The following is a 14,762-nucleotide window of genomic DNA, read 5'->3' on the forward strand; positions in this document are numbered from 1 at the left end:
CCTAGGCCAGCCCGCGCCCAAGGCCGATCACAAATCAGAGACCTGCGTGCCGATATAGCCACCAGCCGATACCGAATACGCACCACCCACGGTCATGCGCGCCAGCGCAGCCTCGACCCGACCGGTGACGGCGTCCAGATCCGTCAGCCCGTCGACTGCGACAATCTGTCCGCGCCCGTCGTCATGCCGCGACCGGTGCTTGTCATAGCGGGGGTCGTAATGGTCGCGCAGCAATCCTTCGGACAGCTGCTGCCACCGGCCCTGGGCCAGCGCCTGCCGCCACGCTTCGACCCGTTCGACCGGGTGCAGCGGCGCCATCAGGTCCAGGATCGCGGATACGCGGGCCGGGTCGTCGACCATGTCGCGATAGGTTGCGGCGGTAAAGGCCGCACGGGCCGCGACCGGCACCTGCAGCTGCAGGCGGGGCGCGGCACAGATCGCCTGCCACATGGCCTTGGGGACGGTGATCTGGCCGATGCGGCTGCTCTCGGCCTCGACCAGCAGGGGGCGCGCGGGGTCCAGCCCCTGCAGCGCGACGGCCAGACGACCCTCGAACATCTTCTGGCTGGGCTGGCCGTCGGGATGGCCGCCGAACAGGCTGCCGCGGTGATGGGCCAGTCCCTCCAGGTCGATGACCTGATGACCACGCAGGGCCAGCCGCTGCAGGATCGCGGTCTTGGCACTGCCGGTATTGCCGTCCAGCACGATCACGGGTGCCGCAATCGGCCCGTTCTGGACACGGTCGACGACCAGTGACCGCCACGCCTTGTAGCCGCCCTGGACGCGCGCCACGCGCCAGCCGATCTGGCTCAGGATCGTCCCAAAGCTGCCCGACCGTTGCCCGCCGCGCCAGCAATAGACCAGTGGCTGCCACGCGCCGCCCCGATCGGCCAGCGTGTCCTGCAGGTGACGCGCGGAATTGGCCGCGACCAGCGCCGCGCCCAGCTTTCGTGCATCAAAGGGCGACACCTGTTTATAGATCGTGCCCACATGGGCGCGTTCCGCATCGGTCAGGACCGGCAGGTTGATCGCACCGGGCAGGTGATCTTCGGCGAATTCCGCCGGGGCGCGGACATCGATGATGTCGTCGAACCCGGCCAAGGCCGGGTCCGCCGCACTGGCAAGCGTCAGGTCCAAGATCAGAAGACGTAGACGGTCGTGCCGATCGGCACCTGATCGAACAGGCTCATCACGGCCTCGTTGCGCATCCGCAGGCAGCCATTGGACACGGCCTTGCCGATCGATCCGGGATCGGTCGTACCGTGGATGCGGATCGCCGTGTCGTTGCCGCGGTCGTCGTACAGGTACAGCGCCCGCGCGCCCAACGGGTTCTGCGGGCCGCCCGGCATGCCGTCGGCATATTTGGCATAGGCGTCGGGGTTGCGTTCGATCATGTCATTGGTCGGGCGCCAGCTGGGCCATTCGACCTTGCGGCCGATCGTGGCCTTGCCCTTCCAGACCAGTTCGGCGGTGCCGACAGCCACGCCGTAACGCACGGCCTTGCCGGGTGCGACCACGTGGTACAGGAAAAAGTCGCGGCTGACGACGACGATGCTGCCGGTCTCGAAGTCCTCGCGGATGGCGACCTCGATCGGGGCATAGGGGTCGGCCGCGGCCTCCTGCGCACCGGCCAGCGTCGGGACCAGGGCGGGTGCGGCCACCATCAGGGCGGCCAGAGAGATCATCTGACGACGGTTCATGGCGCAGTTCCAATCGGTTTGGTTTTGCCCCGGATACAGCGAAACCACCCCTGCCCGCAACTCACGACGGCGTTCGGCTCCTTCGCGGTCTTGATCGCGCGTCCTCCGCGCCACATCTGTGACCCATGACCCAAGCCGCAGCCCCGACCCCTGACGACGGCATGCCCGTCACCCGCCTGTCCATCCAGGGCATGAATTGTGCCGCCTGTTCCGGCCGCGTGGGCCGCGTGTTGTCGGCGCGCCCCGACGTGACGCAGGCACAGGTGAACCTGGCCACGCATCGTGCGCAGGTGACGCACGACCCTGCCCTGACCCCGGATGCGCTGGCGCAGATCGTGACCGACCTGGGCTATCCCGCGACCGTCATCGCCGATCGTGCCCCCCCGCCCCCGGACGAGGCGCCCGCCCTGCGGCGTGCCGCGCTGACTGCCGCCGTCCTGACCCTGCCCGTGGTGGTGGTCGAGATGGGCGGCCATCTGGTCCCGGCCTTTCACCACTGGCTGCATGGGCTGGTGCCCGTCCGCGCGCTATGGGTGGTCCAGATGATCCTGACGCTGGCGGTATTGGCCGGGCCGGGCCGGCGGTTCTTTGGCACCGGGCTGGCCGCCCTGCGGCGTGGCGCACCCGAGATGAACAGCCTTGTGGCGCTTGGCGCAGGCACGGCCTTTGCGTTCTCCACGGTCGTCACGCTGGCCCCCGGACTGGTCCCCGCCGCATCCCGTCAGGTCTGGTTCGAGGCAGCGGCGGTAATCGTCACCCTGATCCTGACCGGCCGCTGGCTGGAGGCGCGCGCCAAGGGACAGGCCGGCACCGCGATCCGCGCGCTGTTGGCGCTGACGCCCGATCATGCGACCGCATTGCGCGACGGACGCCCCATGCGGGTCGCGGTGGCCGACCTGCAGCCGGGCGATCTGGTGCAACTGGCCCCCGGCGAACGCATCGCGCTGGACGGCGTGCTGACCGAAGGCGCGGGCCATGTCGACGAATCCATGCTGACAGGCGAACCCGTACCAGTCCTGCGCACGGTCGGCGACGGGATCACCGGCGGCACGGTCAACGGCGCCGCCGCGCTGACCTATCGCGTGACGGCCACGGGGCAGGACACCGTCCTGTCGCGCATCGTGGCGCTGGTCGAACAGGCGCAGGCCGCCCGCCTGCCGGTGCAGGCGCTGGTCGACCGGGTCACGCGCGTTTTTGTGCCGGTGGTCATGGGACTGGCGGCGCTGTCATTCGTACTGTGGCTGGCGTTTGGGCCTGATCTGGCCCACGCGGTCGTGGCGGCGGTGTCGGTGCTGATCATCGCCTGCCCCTGCGCGATGGGGCTGGCGGTGCCGATGTCGATCATGGTTGGCAGTGGACGCGGCGCGCGGCTCGGCATCCTGTTCCGTCAGGGCGATGCCCTGCAAAAGCTGGCGGGCGCGCAGGTCGTGGCCTTTGACAAGACCGGCACGCTGACCCAAGGTCGCCCCCGCGTGACGCAGATCTGGACCCGGGGGATCGACCGCGACGACGCCCTGCGCCTGACCGCCGCCGCCGAGGCGCGGTCCGAACATCCGCTGGCGCAGGCGATCCTGGTCAAGGCCGACGGCATGGCCCTGCCCCCGGCGCAATCGGTCACCGCCCTGCCCGGCCGCGGCCTGACCGCCACGGTCGAGGGGCGGTCGCTGCTGATTGGCAACGCCACTGCGCTCCAGACAGCGGGCATCGCGCCGGACGCCGCGCTGACCGCACAGGCCGATGCCGCCTCCGCAGAGGGCGCAACGCCAGTGCATCTGGCGGCGGATGGGTACCATGTGGCGACCTTTGCGCTGGCCGATCCGGAACGCCCGACATCCGCCGCGACCATCGCGGCCCTGCACGACATAGGCCTGCGGACCCTGATGCTGTCGGGCGACCTGCCCGCCACGGCCCGCGCAGTGGGCGCGCGGCTTGGCATCGACCAGGTGCAAGGTGGGCTGACCCCAGACGATAAGCTGCAGGCGATCCGGGCCATGGGGCCGGGCAGCGTCTTTGTGGGCGACGGTATCAATGATGCCCCCGCACTGGCTGCCGCCGATACGGGCATCGCCATCGGCACCGGCACCGACATCGCCATCGAAACCGCAGATGCCGTGCTGATGTCGGGCGATCCGCAGGGCGTGGTCCGCGCCATTCGCCTGTCGCGGGCGGTCATGCGCAATATCCGCCAGAACCTGTTCTGGGCATTTGCGTACAATGCCGCGCTGATCCCGGTTGCCATGGGCGTGCTGGTGCCCTTTGGTGGGCCGCAACTGTCGCCCATGCTGGGGGCGGGCGCGATGGCGCTGTCCTCGGTCTTCGTGGTGAGCAATGCCCTTCGCCTGAGGACTGCCGCATGACCCTGACCCGCCGCCACCTGCTGGCCGCCGCCGCCACCGCCACGCTGGTTCGTCCCGCTCAGGCACAGGCGCTGCCGCGCATCCTGTGTTTCGGCGACAGCCTGACCGCGGGTTTCGGTCTGGACCGTGATGAAGGGCTGGTTCCGCAACTGTCCGGGTGGCTGGCCGCCGCCGGGCGTCCGGCGGATCTGATCGACGCGGGTCTGTCGGGGGACACGACCTATGGTGGCCGCGTGCGGATCGAGGTTTCGATGCGCCGCCACCGCCCCGACGCCGTCATGGTGGAACTGGGTGGCAACGACATGCTGCGCCGTTGGCAACCCGCCGACGCCGAAGCGAACCTGGACGCGATCCTGCAGACGGCGGGCAGCGGCGGCAGACCCCTGCTGCTGGTCGGCATCCATGCCCCGGCGGGCCAACCGGAATGGCGCCGCGCCTGGAGCGGGATCTGGCCCCGCCTTGCCGAACGTCACGGCGCGCTGCTGCTGCAGGACCTGTACGCGCCGCTGGCGCGGGTTCCGGCGCCTGACCGCGCGCCCCTGCTGTTGCAGGACGGGGTCCACCCCTCGGCCCAGGGCGTTGCGCTGATCGTGCAGCATCTGGGCCCGGTGGCCGCCGAACTGGTTCAGCGGACAGTCTGACGTTTATCAGTGGCCCTGATGGTCGCCGTGGTCGTGATCGTCCGGGGCGACTGTCTCTTCGCGCTGGTTGTCGACGACGGCCTGCACCTCCTCGGTGCCGCAATCGCCGAAATCCAACGTCAGGGTCAGCGTGTCACCATCGGTCAGCGGCTGCGACAGGCCCAGCATCATGACATGATCACCGCCCCGGTTCAGGTCGTGGATCTGGCCGGCGGCGACGGCGATGCCATCCTCAAGGCGGGACATCTTCATGATGCCGTCTTCCTGGGTATGCGTATGCAGTTCGACCCGCTCGGCCGCATCCGACGACACGCCTTGCAGGGTGCAGGCGACCTGCCGATGGTTTTCCAGCTGCATGAAGACCGCGCCCACCTTGGGGTTGGTGCTGCGGGCATAGGCGTCATTGGCGTGCATGCCGTCATGGGCAACAGCCGCCATGGGGGTCAGCACCGCGATGGCGGCAAGGATCGACAGTTTCATTCGACAGTATCCTTGATTGGGGCAATGACACGCGCAGGTCGTGGCAACAGGGTCGCAAACATGCAAAAGCCCCGCCGTATCGGCAGGGCCCTGCAGCATCAGACAGTCATCGGATCACGCGGTCGCGGCAGCCGATTCGGCCTTGACCAGGTCGCGCTTGATCTTTTGCGCGCGGTCCGACAGTTCGGTGTCCTTGGCTTTGGCCAGGAACGCGTCCAGACCGCCACGGTGATCGACCGAACGCAGCGCCGCTGCCGAGATCTTCAGCGAGTAGCCGCGGCCCAGCTTTTCGGACAGCAGGGTGACCTCGTTCAGGTTCGGCAAAAACCGGCGACGGGTCTTGTTGTTGGCATGGCTGACATTGTTACCGCTCATCGGGCCTTTGCCGGTCAGTTCGCAGACGCGCGACATGGTGTGTTCCTTCGTCTCAGCTGTGCGGGCGGGGGGTCCGTCCCAATGTGAAAGGGCGCCGCGAGGCAGCGCCCGGAATTCCGTTCGCGGGTGGCTAACGCATAACGGGGTCCGCCGTCAAGCCTTGTCAGGTGATTCCATAGCTGCGTTCCAGTGCAATCAGGCGTTCCTTGCGCCACAGACCGCCCGCATATCCCGTCATTGTCCCGTCGGCGCCGATCACCCGGTGACAGGGCACGACCAGCGCCAGCCGGTTGGCCCCATTGGCCGCCGCAACCGCGCGGACCGCGGTGGGATGCCCGATGGCCGCGGCCAGTTGGCCATAGCTGCGCGTCTGCCCCGCCGGGATCGCCTGCAATGCCTGCCACACACGGGTCTGGAACGGCGTGCCGCGCAGGCGTACCGGCAGGTCCAGCCGCCCGTCGCCACCCGAAAAGAACCCGGCCAGCGCGGCTTGGACCCGGTCGGTCACCGCCGTGCGGCCCAGCCCGATGCGCCCCCCCGCCAGCGCCGACAGCCGCCGCAACCCCTGCGGCAGCGCCTTGCGGTCGGTGAACTCCAACAGGTGCAGGGCGTCGTCATCGGCAATCGCGATCATTCCGCCCAGGGGCGTGTCGATCCAGTCCGCGCGCAGGTCGGCCATCCCCTGCATCTGGTGCGGGGCATGCCCGAACAGGCGGGCGAACGCGTGTCGGAACCCCGATGCCGAATCGAATCCCGCATCCAGTTGTGCGTCGATCATCCTGCCTCCTTGCGTCAACGTGGTCAGCCCCGCGCGCAGGCGGGCCGCCCGCGCCAGTTGCAGAAAGCTGGTGCCCAGATGCTGGCGGAACAGCCGCCGCACGGTCGACGGGTCGTGCCCCAGGGCGATCAGGTCCGCCTCGGACCAGCGGCGGGCGGGGTCGGCGGCCAGCGCCGCGCCAAGCGTGGCGACCAGCGGCGGCACCTGCCCCTCGGGGCGGCAACGCAGGCAGGGGCGGAACCCCGCGGCCCGCGCGGCGGCGGCATCCGCGAACCACCGGCAATTGTCGCGCCGCGGCTTGCGCGCCGGGCAGGTCAGCCGACAAAAGATCCCGGTCGAGGTGACGCCCACCAGCGCCCGCCCGTCAAACCCCGGATCGCGCGCCAGCAGCGCGGCATACAGATCGTCATCGTTCGGCATCGCCCCCTCCTGTCCGGTCCGGTCTAGCCGATTCGCGGGCAGGCCGGGGCGCGTTTCCGGGCAGTTCATCGCGGCGCCCGCAGCCAGTCCAGCATCTGGCGTGCAGCCTCGACCGGGGGCAGCGCGCCTTGGGTGACGCGGTCGCCCAGATCACTGATGCGCGCGCGGGCGGCCGGGGCGTCCAGTTGCGCCAACAGCCCCCCCTGCAGTTCGGCCATGAACCAGTCGCAGGCCTGTTCGGCGCGGATGCGGTCGAAATGACCGGCATTGCGGCGCCAGTCGGCCAGATGGCGCATGCAGGACCAGGCCTCGTCCAGACCCCCGCCCGTGGTGGCACTGACGGGCATGGCCTTGGGAAAGCCCTCCGGGTCCTGCGCCCGCTTGCGCAGCAGGCGCAGTGCGCCCGCGTAATCGGCGACGGTGCGGCGGGCAGGCGACAACAGATCGCCATCGGCCTTGTTCACCAGGATCAGGTCGGCCATCTCCATGATGCCGCGTTTGACGCCCTGCAATTCGTCGCCACCCGCAGGGGCCAGCAGCAGGATGAACAGGTCGGACATCTGCGCGACCAGCGTTTCGGACTGACCGACGCCCACCGTCTCTATCAGGACGACGTCATGGCCCGCAGCCTCGCACAGGCGGATCGCCTCGCGCGTGCGGCGGGCGACGCCGCCCAGATGGGCGCTGGACGGGCTGGGCCGGACATAGGCGCGCGGGTTGCGCGACAGCAGCTCCATCCGCGTCTTGTCCCCCAGGATCGACCCGCCCGACCGGGTCGACGACGGATCGACCGCCAGAACCGCGACACGCATGCCCTGCGCGGTCAGCATCGTGCCGAACGCCTCGATGAAGGTCGACTTGCCCACCCCCGGGGTGCCCGACAGCCCGATCCGCAACGCGGTGCTGTCGGGCAGCGCCGCGATCAGGCGCCGCGCACGGTCGCGGTGATCGGACCGGGTCGATTCGACAAGGGTGATCGCGCGCGACAGCGCCCGCCGATCGCCCCGCAGCAAGGGTGTCAAAAGATCGTCCGCCATCGCCGCCCTGTCCCGTTTCGCCCGAAACACTGGACCAGTCGCCGCGGGGGGGCAATCCCCGTCGACCTTGTGCCACTGGGGGCATGGGCCTAATCTGGATACCATCCTGCGCAAAGGTTCCGCCATGCCCCCTCTGTCCCGCCGCACTGTTCTGATGGGCGCCGCGGTCGCGATGTTGCCCGTCGCGGGGCCGGTCGCGGGTCGGGCCGCTGCCCCCCCCGGCTGGCGGCTGATGATGGTCGAATCGGATTCGTGCCACCACTGCCGTGCTTGGCACGCGCAGATCGGGCCCGGCTATGCCGCATCCGCCGCCGGGCGGGCCGCGCCCATGATGCATGTCGATATCGATGGCCCCTATCCCGACGGGCTGGCCCTGGCGCGGCGTCCGTGGATCACGCCGACCTTTATCCTGCTGTCCGACGGGGCCGAAGCCGGCCGGATCGAGGGATATGTCGGCGAACGCTATTTCCATCCCGTGCTGGAGGAGATGATGCGCGATGCAGGGCTGACACTGCGCCCGTGATATTCCGGAAGGGACGGTGCGGCGGGCTTTCTGTTGCGACCGGCATGCGCTAGTCAGGCACCCAGACAATTTGCGAAGGTGCCGCCATGCATGACATCCGTGCGATCCGTGACAATCCCGACGCCTTCGAGGCGGCGCTGAACCGGCGTGGGCTGACCGGCCTGACCGCGCAGATCCTGTCGCTGGACGAGGCCCGCCGGGGTCGCATCGCCGCCGCGGAAACCGCGCAGGCGGACCAGAACAAGGCCAGCAAGGACGTGGGCGCCGCCAAGGCGCGGGGCGACGACGCCGAGTTTGAACGCCTTCGCGCGTTGGTCGCCACGACCAAGGCAGACATTGCCCGCATGCAGGCCGAGGCTGCCGATCTGGACGGCCAGCTGCGCGACCTGCTGCTGGGCGTTCCCAACCTGCCGCTGGACCGCGTCCCCGAGGGCCGGGACGAGGCCGACAATGTCGAGCTGCGCCGGTGGGGCACGCCCGCGGCGGTCGATTTCACCCCGGTCGAGCATTTTCAGATCCCGGGCGTCGTGCCGGGCATGGATTTCCAGACCGGCGCGAAACTGTCCGGCAGCCGCTTTGTCGTCCTGAAGGGCACGGTCGCCCGCATCCATCGCGCGCTGGCACAGTTCATGGTCGACCTGCATGTCGATCAGCACGGGTTGGAGGAGACCTGGACCCCGGTTCTGGTGCTTGAACAGATGATGCTGGGCACCGGCCAACTGCCCAAGTTCGGCGAGGACAGCTATCTGACCCGCGAGGGGTATTGGCTGATCCCGACATCCGAGGTGACGCTGACCAACACCGTGAACGGCGATCTGCTGGAACAATCCGCCCTGCCCCGCCGCATGGTCGCGCACAGCCAGTGCTTCCGCTCGGAGGCGGGCAGCGCGGGCCGCGACACCACCGGCATGCTGCGCCAGCACCAGTTCGAAAAGGTCGAGATGGTGTCCATCACCGACGCCGACACCGGGCTGGCCGAACACGACCGCATGACCCGCTGTGCCGAATCCGTTCTGGAGGCGCTGGAACTGCCCTATCGCACGATGATCCTGTGCAGCGGCGACATGGGTGCGGGTGCCCGAATCACCTATGATCTGGAGGTGTGGCTGCCCGGTCAGGACCGCTATCGCGAGATCAGCAGCGTCAGCTATTGCGGCGATTATCAGGGGCGGCGGATGAACGCGCGCTATCGCCCGGCGGGCGGGGGCAAGCCGGAATTCGTGCACACGCTGAACGGGTCGGGCCTGGCCGTCGGGCGTGCGCTGATCGCGGTGCTGGAAAACGGCCAGCAGGCCGATGGATCGGTCCATCTGCCCGCCGCCCTGCACCCTTATCTGCGGGGCGCGACCACGCTGACCGCCCAAGGGACGCTGGCCTGACCGCACGATTGCGCGCGCCGCGAAACTGCCGCACCCCGGCGCGCGTTGGCCTGCATGAAAAGGATCGGTTCAGTCTTACATCTGATGGTCGCGGCGGTCTTTGTGATCTGCGGCGTCGCATTCGCAATGCATCCCGACCCGCGGATCATCTCGGATGCGGCGCGGTTGGCTGCACCCATGATGCCATCGGCGTTGCCCACCGGCATCGCCATTCCACAGTTGTACCTGAACCCGGACAACCTGTTGATGTGGATGCTGTTGATCGCCATCTGGCTGATGGTGATCCTGGACGCGGTCGGGCAATGGATTGACCCATCCGATGCCGAACAGGTTCGCGCAGGACGCCTCCGCGTCTGGCCGATGCTGCTGGGGGCATTGGTGTTGGGCGCTGCGTGGCCCTCGCTGACAGAGCATCCGGCAGTCCTGACGGTTGCGTCGATCACTGGCGCGGTGGCTGCAACCATCGGCGCCCGCCGTGCGACAGGTAGGCACCGCCCGATGATCGGTTTCTTTGCAGGGTGGGCCACGGCATTGGCCTCGGCCGCATTGGCCCAACTGGCAGCAGAACAGTTTGATCTGTCCGCACAGGCGGTTTCGGCACTGGCAATCCTGCCTGCGGCCGCGTTCGGAATGGCCGCACAGAGCTGGATCGGGCGCAGCGTCGGCTATTCCGCAGCGTTGATCTGGGCGTTCTGCGGGTTGGCTATTTCGACGATGGGCAGCGATCCGATGATCGCGCTGGCCGCGATCATCGGGATCAGTGCGATGGCCACGGTGCTGATCCGCGCGGCCAGTTGAGCGGGGTCAGCTGCCCTTGGGCTTCTGGCGCTGCTTGTGTTTGGACAACGCGCCCGACTGCACGATCTTGGTCGCTTTGGCCTTGAACGGGTTTTCCCCGCCCTGATCGCGAAAGAACAGCCGGATCGGCGTTCCGGGCATGTCGAAATCGGTCCGCAGACCGTTGATCAGATACCGCTGATAGCTGGTGGGGATCTGGTCGGTATGGGTCGATTTCACGATGAACGCGGGCGGGCGCGTCTTGACCTGCGTCATATACCGCAGGCGGATGCGGCGACCACCGGGTGCCGGGGGCGGATGGCTTTCGGTCATCGCACCCAGCCACTGGTTCAGGCGGGCTGTCGGCACGCGACGGTTCCAGACCTCGTGCGCCTTGATGACGGCGTTGTGCAGACGGTCCAGACCCTTGCCGGTCTTGGCCGACACGGTGATCAACGGGGCGCCGCGCAACTGTGGCAGCAGCTTTTCGAAACTGGCCCGCATTTCGTTCAGCTTGTGGGACTTGTCGTCCTCGGTATCCCACTTGTTCACGGCGATGACGACGGCGCGGCCCTCGGTTTCAGCGAAATCGGCGATGCGCAGGTCCTGTGTCTCGAACGGGATCTCGACATCCAGCAACACGACCACGACCTCGGCAAAGCGCACGGCCCGCAGCCCGTCGGCCACCGACAGCTTTTCCAGCTTTTCGGTCACGCGGGCGCGTTTGCGCATTCCCGCCGTGTCAAAGATGCGCATGGGCGTGCCCATGAAGTTCGTCGTCACGCTGATCGAGTCGCGGGTGATCCCGGCCTCGGGTCCGGTCAGCAGGCGGTCCTGGCCCAGGATCTTGTTGATCAGGGTCGATTTGCCAGCATTGGGACGGCCGATCACCGCAATCTGCAGCGGCCGTGCCTCGGACGGGCGCCAGTCCTCGGCGCCTTCGCCCGATTCGGCGTCCTCCTCGGACAGGTCCAGGTCGGTCACAGCCTCGATCGGCGCGGGACGGTCAGCCTCGATCTGATCGGCCAGGGGCATCAGGACGCGGTACAGATCGTCCATCCCCTCGCCATGTTCGGCCGAAATGCGCAGGGGTTCGCCCAGGCCCAGGGCATAGGCCTCCATCGCGCCCGCCTCTCCGGCGCGGCCCTCGGACTTGTTGGCGGCGACGATCACATGTTTCGCCCGGCGACGCAGGATCTCGGCGAAATATTCATCGGCGGCGGTGATGCCGATGCGGGCGTCGACGACGAACAGGCAGATGTCGGCCTCGTCCACGGCGCGTTCGGTCAGGCGGCGCATGCGGCCCTGAAGGCTGTCATCCTCGGCCATTTCCAGACCGGCACTGTCGATCACGACGAAACGCAGGTCGCCAAGGCGACCCGCGCCCTCGCGGATGTCGCGGGTCACGCCGGGCTGGTCATCGACCAGCGCAAGTTTCTTGCCAACCAGACGGTTGAACAGGGTGGACTTGCCCACATTGGGCCGTCCGACGATCGCAAGGGTGAATGTCATCTGTACGCGTGCAACTGGCCGTTGCGTGCAACGACGTAAAGGGTTTGACCGGCAACCACGGGGGCCGATGCCGCCCCACCGGGAATCGCCACCTGACCGACCAGCGCGCCGGAGGCGGGATCGAAGCTGCGCAACATGCCATCGCTGGAGGCTATATGCAACCTCCCCCCTGCCAGCACGGGGCCGTAATGCGCATGGACCGCATCCTGACGCCGCACACGCTCTGTCGTGTAATACGGCAGGGGCTGGCGCCAGATCACGCCGCCGGTGGCCGCATCCAGCCGCACCAGCTGTGCCTGGTCGTTCACGGCGAACACCGATCCGCCCGCCACGACGACAGGGCTGTTCGCGCCTTCGTCAGCGGTCCAGTCGCCCAGCCCGGTCGACAGATCGACCGCGCTGATCCGCCCCGATGAGGTGCCCGCATGAACGCGCCCGTTCGAAATCACCGGATCGCCGGTCACGTCGCGGATCACCGCGATGGATCGTCCCGGCCGGGTGCCCGCGATCTGCGATGTCCAGTTGGTCAGTCCAGACTGGCGGTCCACCGCCACGATCTGGCCGGACGAGAATGGGAATACCACCGTATCGCCCTGCACCGCAGGGACCGCGACACCCATGACGCCCGATCCCGACGGCGTGCCCGCCGCCTGCCACAACACGCGTCCGTCGCTGGCGCGCACGGCCCAACCCACAGCATTGCGGGCCGCGACATAGACCACGCCGTCCTGCACGGCCGGGCCGCCGCTGATCGCGGCCTCGACCCGCTGGCGCCACAGGACAGCGCCGCTGGCCGCATCCAGCGCGACCAGTTCGCCGAACCCGGTGGTGACAAAGATGCGCCCGCCCTCATAGGCCAGACCGCCGCCCGACGCGCTGTCGGTGTTCTCCAGCGCGGGGGTCACGTCGGTGGACCATGCGCGTCCGCCGTTCAGCCCGGTCGCTGTGACCCGCGCGCGACTGTCCAGCGTAAAGACCCGGCCCGCCGCCACGACGGGATCGGCGGTGATGCGGTGCCGGCGGCTTTCGCCCTGGCCGATGGAAGCCGACCACAGGGCGGTGCTGCCCGCACCCAGGGCCAGATGGCCGGGCGCATGGGCGGCATTGCCACCGCGATGGGTCCATTCGCCGTTGGTGACCGGTGCGGACAGTGACAGGGCGGTCCCGGTGATGCCGGGCGCGCCCTGAACCGAGGGACCATCGGCCGAGGTCACGGCCAGCGGGTCCAGACGCTCTCCGGGCAGGATGGTGTCGCGGTCGCCGCACCCGGCAAGTCCCAGTCCGGCGGCCATCGCCAAGGTCAGTCGCAGCATGGCGGTCATCCCTGTCATTCAGTCCGTTATTCGGTCGGTTCGGGCGTCTCGCCCAGGGCGATCATCATCTCGGACAGGCGGCGACGCAAGGCCTCGGTCAGGCCGTCCTTGTCCTGGATCTGACGGATCAGGGTAATGGCGTCCTCGGGGCGTCCGGCGCCGATCAGCGCGACGGCCTTCTGCTCCAGCGCCAGCAGCTCGAACGGGGCACCTGCGCGCGACAGGCGGGTCAGGATCGCGTCGCGTTCGGCGGCGTCCATCTGCGCGCCCTGCGCCATCACCAACTTCAGCTGCGCCAATTCTCCCAGCACGCTGTCGGGCTGGGCATCGGCCACGCCCTGCAACGCCTGCACCCCTGCCTGTGCGTCGGTCGCCGTGCCCGCGGCCAACAGCCCGGTCAGCGCCTGTCGCCCGGCGGATCCGCGCGGATCGACGGCCAGCAGGGCAGCGGGATCACCCTCGGCCTCGGCCGCCAGAACGGCGTCACCCCAATCCTCGGCCGTCTTGCGGTCCTGGGCATTGCTGTATTCGCGCCATGCGGTGAAACCGACCACCGTGACGATCACCGCGACGACGATCCAGCCATAGCGGCGCATGGCTCCGTACAGACGGTCGCGCCGCAGCTCTTCGGTGACTTCGTCGATAAAGGTGTCGCTTTGGTTGGCCATGCCCGCCCTGCCGATCTGTCCTGTGTTCTCGTGGTCTTATACCGCGACGCGCGGAAATGCCAATGCCGGCGCGGGTACCACGCAAAAGGCCCGCCGTGGGGCGGGCCTTGCAATCGCGATCGTGCAGATTTCACATGCGCGAGGCGACGTTTTCCCAGTTCACCAGCTTGTCCAGGAAGTTCTCCAAGTACTTGGGGCGCGCATTGCGGAAATCGATGTAGTAGCTATGCTCCCACACATCGCAACCCAGCAACGCGGTCTGGCCGGTGCACAGCGGGTTCACGCCGTTTTCGGTCTTGGTGATCTCCAAAGAGCCGTCGCTGTTGCGGACCAGCCAGACCCAGCCCGAACCGAACTGGCCGACACCGGCTTCGGAGAACTTTTTCTTGAAATCCTCGACCGAGCCAAAGCTGTCCTTGATCGCGGTTTCCAGGTTCGCGGGCATCGGGCCGGGGTTCGGACCCATCATCTCCCAGAACTGGGCATGGTTCCAATGCTGGCTGGCATTGTTGAAGATGCCGTTCTGCGCAACGGCGCCCTTTTGATACGTGCCGGTGACGATGTCCTCCAGCGACTTGCCGTCCCACTCGGTCCCCGCCACCAGCTCGTTCAGCTTGGTGACATAGGCGTTGTGGTGCTTGTCGTGGTGGTATTCCAGCGTCTCACGCGACATGCCGCCGGCTTCCAGGGCATCATGCGAATAGGGAAGATCGGGAAGGGTGAAGGCCATTTTGCGGTCCTTTCGAAAGGGTTGGTTCGGTTCGGCGCGAACGGTCGCGCATTCGGGGGACCAACGCAAGGG

The 14,762-nt window shown here is 68.1% G+C and carries 15 protein-coding genes; 5 read left to right on the forward strand and 10 right to left on the reverse strand.

Going from position 1 to position 14,762, the window contains the following annotated elements:
- Positions 1-27: 27 nt before the first annotated feature.
- Together mnmH and ACJJVR_RS06195 are read right to left on the reverse strand one after the other, a co-directional pair.
- On the reverse strand, positions 28-1,137 hold the full coding sequence (gene mnmH / locus ACJJVR_RS06190; protein ID WP_405403059.1) for a tRNA 2-selenouridine(34) synthase MnmH: 1,110 nt from the start codon (positions 1,135-1,137) through the stop codon (positions 28-30).
- A gap of 2 nt (positions 1,138-1,139) precedes the next feature.
- Positions 1,140-1,700 carry a L,D-transpeptidase gene (locus tag ACJJVR_RS06195; protein ID WP_405403060.1) on the reverse strand — a complete coding sequence of 187 codons (561 nt, stop codon included), beginning with the start codon at positions 1,698-1,700 and terminating at the stop codon, positions 1,140-1,142.
- 125 nt (positions 1,701-1,825) lie between these two features.
- On the opposite strand from ACJJVR_RS06195, the gene ACJJVR_RS06200 reads away from it, so the two are divergent.
- Both ACJJVR_RS06200 and ACJJVR_RS06205 read left to right on the forward strand, forming a co-directional pair.
- Positions 1,826-4,057: a heavy metal translocating P-type ATPase gene (locus ACJJVR_RS06200; RefSeq protein WP_405403062.1), complete on the forward strand. Its 2,232-nt coding sequence runs from the start codon at positions 1,826-1,828 to the stop codon at positions 4,055-4,057.
- On the forward strand, positions 4,054-4,698 hold the full coding sequence (locus ACJJVR_RS06205; RefSeq protein WP_405403063.1) for an arylesterase: 645 nt from the start codon (positions 4,054-4,056) through the stop codon (positions 4,696-4,698). The genes ACJJVR_RS06200 and ACJJVR_RS06205 overlap by 4 nt, the downstream gene beginning before the upstream one ends.
- A gap of 6 nt (positions 4,699-4,704) precedes the next feature.
- Here ACJJVR_RS06205 and ACJJVR_RS06210 read toward each other — a convergent pair whose 3' ends face one another.
- The 4 genes from ACJJVR_RS06210 to meaB form a co-directional block, all read right to left on the reverse strand.
- Complete coding sequence (locus ACJJVR_RS06210) at positions 4,705-5,178, reverse strand: copper chaperone PCu(A)C (protein WP_405403065.1); 474 nt, start codon at positions 5,176-5,178, stop codon at positions 4,705-4,707.
- 114 nt (positions 5,179-5,292) lie between these two features.
- Positions 5,293-5,589 (reverse strand): 50S ribosomal protein L28, encoded by a 297-nt coding sequence (rpmB, locus tag ACJJVR_RS06215; RefSeq protein ID WP_405403067.1) that lies wholly within the window; start codon positions 5,587-5,589, stop codon positions 5,293-5,295.
- A 127-nt stretch (positions 5,590-5,716) separates the two neighbouring features.
- Positions 5,717-6,751, reverse strand: coding sequence for a bifunctional transcriptional activator/DNA repair enzyme AdaA (locus ACJJVR_RS06220; RefSeq protein WP_405403069.1), 1,035 nt, complete (start codon positions 6,749-6,751; stop codon positions 5,717-5,719).
- A gap of 65 nt (positions 6,752-6,816) precedes the next feature.
- The gene (gene meaB / locus ACJJVR_RS06225) at positions 6,817-7,788 is read right to left on the reverse strand and encodes a methylmalonyl Co-A mutase-associated GTPase MeaB (protein ID WP_405403070.1); all 972 of its coding nucleotides are present in this window, start codon (positions 7,786-7,788) and stop codon (positions 6,817-6,819) included.
- A 124-nt stretch (positions 7,789-7,912) separates the two neighbouring features.
- Here meaB and ACJJVR_RS06230 point away from each other — a divergent pair, with 124 nt between their 5' ends.
- From ACJJVR_RS06230 to ACJJVR_RS06240, 3 genes are all read left to right on the forward strand, one after another.
- Positions 7,913-8,311: a SoxS protein gene (locus ACJJVR_RS06230; protein WP_405403072.1), complete on the forward strand. Its 399-nt coding sequence runs from the start codon at positions 7,913-7,915 to the stop codon at positions 8,309-8,311.
- Between the two features lie 86 nt (positions 8,312-8,397).
- The gene (gene serS, locus ACJJVR_RS06235; protein ID WP_405403074.1) at positions 8,398-9,690 is read left to right on the forward strand and encodes a serine--tRNA ligase; all 1,293 of its coding nucleotides are present in this window, start codon (positions 8,398-8,400) and stop codon (positions 9,688-9,690) included.
- A 54-nt stretch (positions 9,691-9,744) separates the two neighbouring features.
- Positions 9,745-10,488 (forward strand): hypothetical protein, encoded by a 744-nt coding sequence (locus tag ACJJVR_RS06240; RefSeq protein WP_405403076.1) that lies wholly within the window; start codon positions 9,745-9,747, stop codon positions 10,486-10,488.
- A gap of 6 nt (positions 10,489-10,494) precedes the next feature.
- On the opposite strand, the gene der is transcribed toward ACJJVR_RS06240, so the two are convergent.
- The 4 genes from der to ACJJVR_RS06260 all read right to left on the reverse strand — a co-directional run bounded on the left by der (position 10,495) and on the right by ACJJVR_RS06260 (position 14,690).
- Entirely contained in the window at positions 10,495-11,979 is a 1,485-nt protein-coding gene (gene der / locus ACJJVR_RS06245; protein WP_405403078.1) for a ribosome biogenesis GTPase Der, read from the reverse strand.
- Positions 11,976-13,292, reverse strand: a complete 1,317-nt coding sequence (locus ACJJVR_RS06250) for a PQQ-binding-like beta-propeller repeat protein (protein WP_405403080.1) — start codon at positions 13,290-13,292, stop codon at positions 11,976-11,978. The genes der and ACJJVR_RS06250 overlap by 4 nt, the downstream gene beginning before the upstream one ends.
- Before the next feature lie 26 nt (positions 13,293-13,318).
- A complete protein-coding gene (locus ACJJVR_RS06255; RefSeq protein WP_405403082.1) occupies positions 13,319-13,960 on the reverse strand; it encodes a tetratricopeptide repeat protein in 642 nt (213 codons plus the stop codon).
- A 130-nt stretch (positions 13,961-14,090) separates the two neighbouring features.
- Positions 14,091-14,690 carry a superoxide dismutase gene (locus ACJJVR_RS06260; protein ID WP_405403084.1) on the reverse strand — a complete coding sequence of 200 codons (600 nt, stop codon included), beginning with the start codon at positions 14,688-14,690 and terminating at the stop codon, positions 14,091-14,093.
- Positions 14,691-14,762: the final 72 nt, after the last annotated feature.

It is taken from the genome of Paracoccus sp. Ld10, assembly GCF_045064235.1.
Taxonomy (GTDB): Bacteria; Pseudomonadota; Alphaproteobacteria; order Rhodobacterales; family Rhodobacteraceae; genus Paracoccus.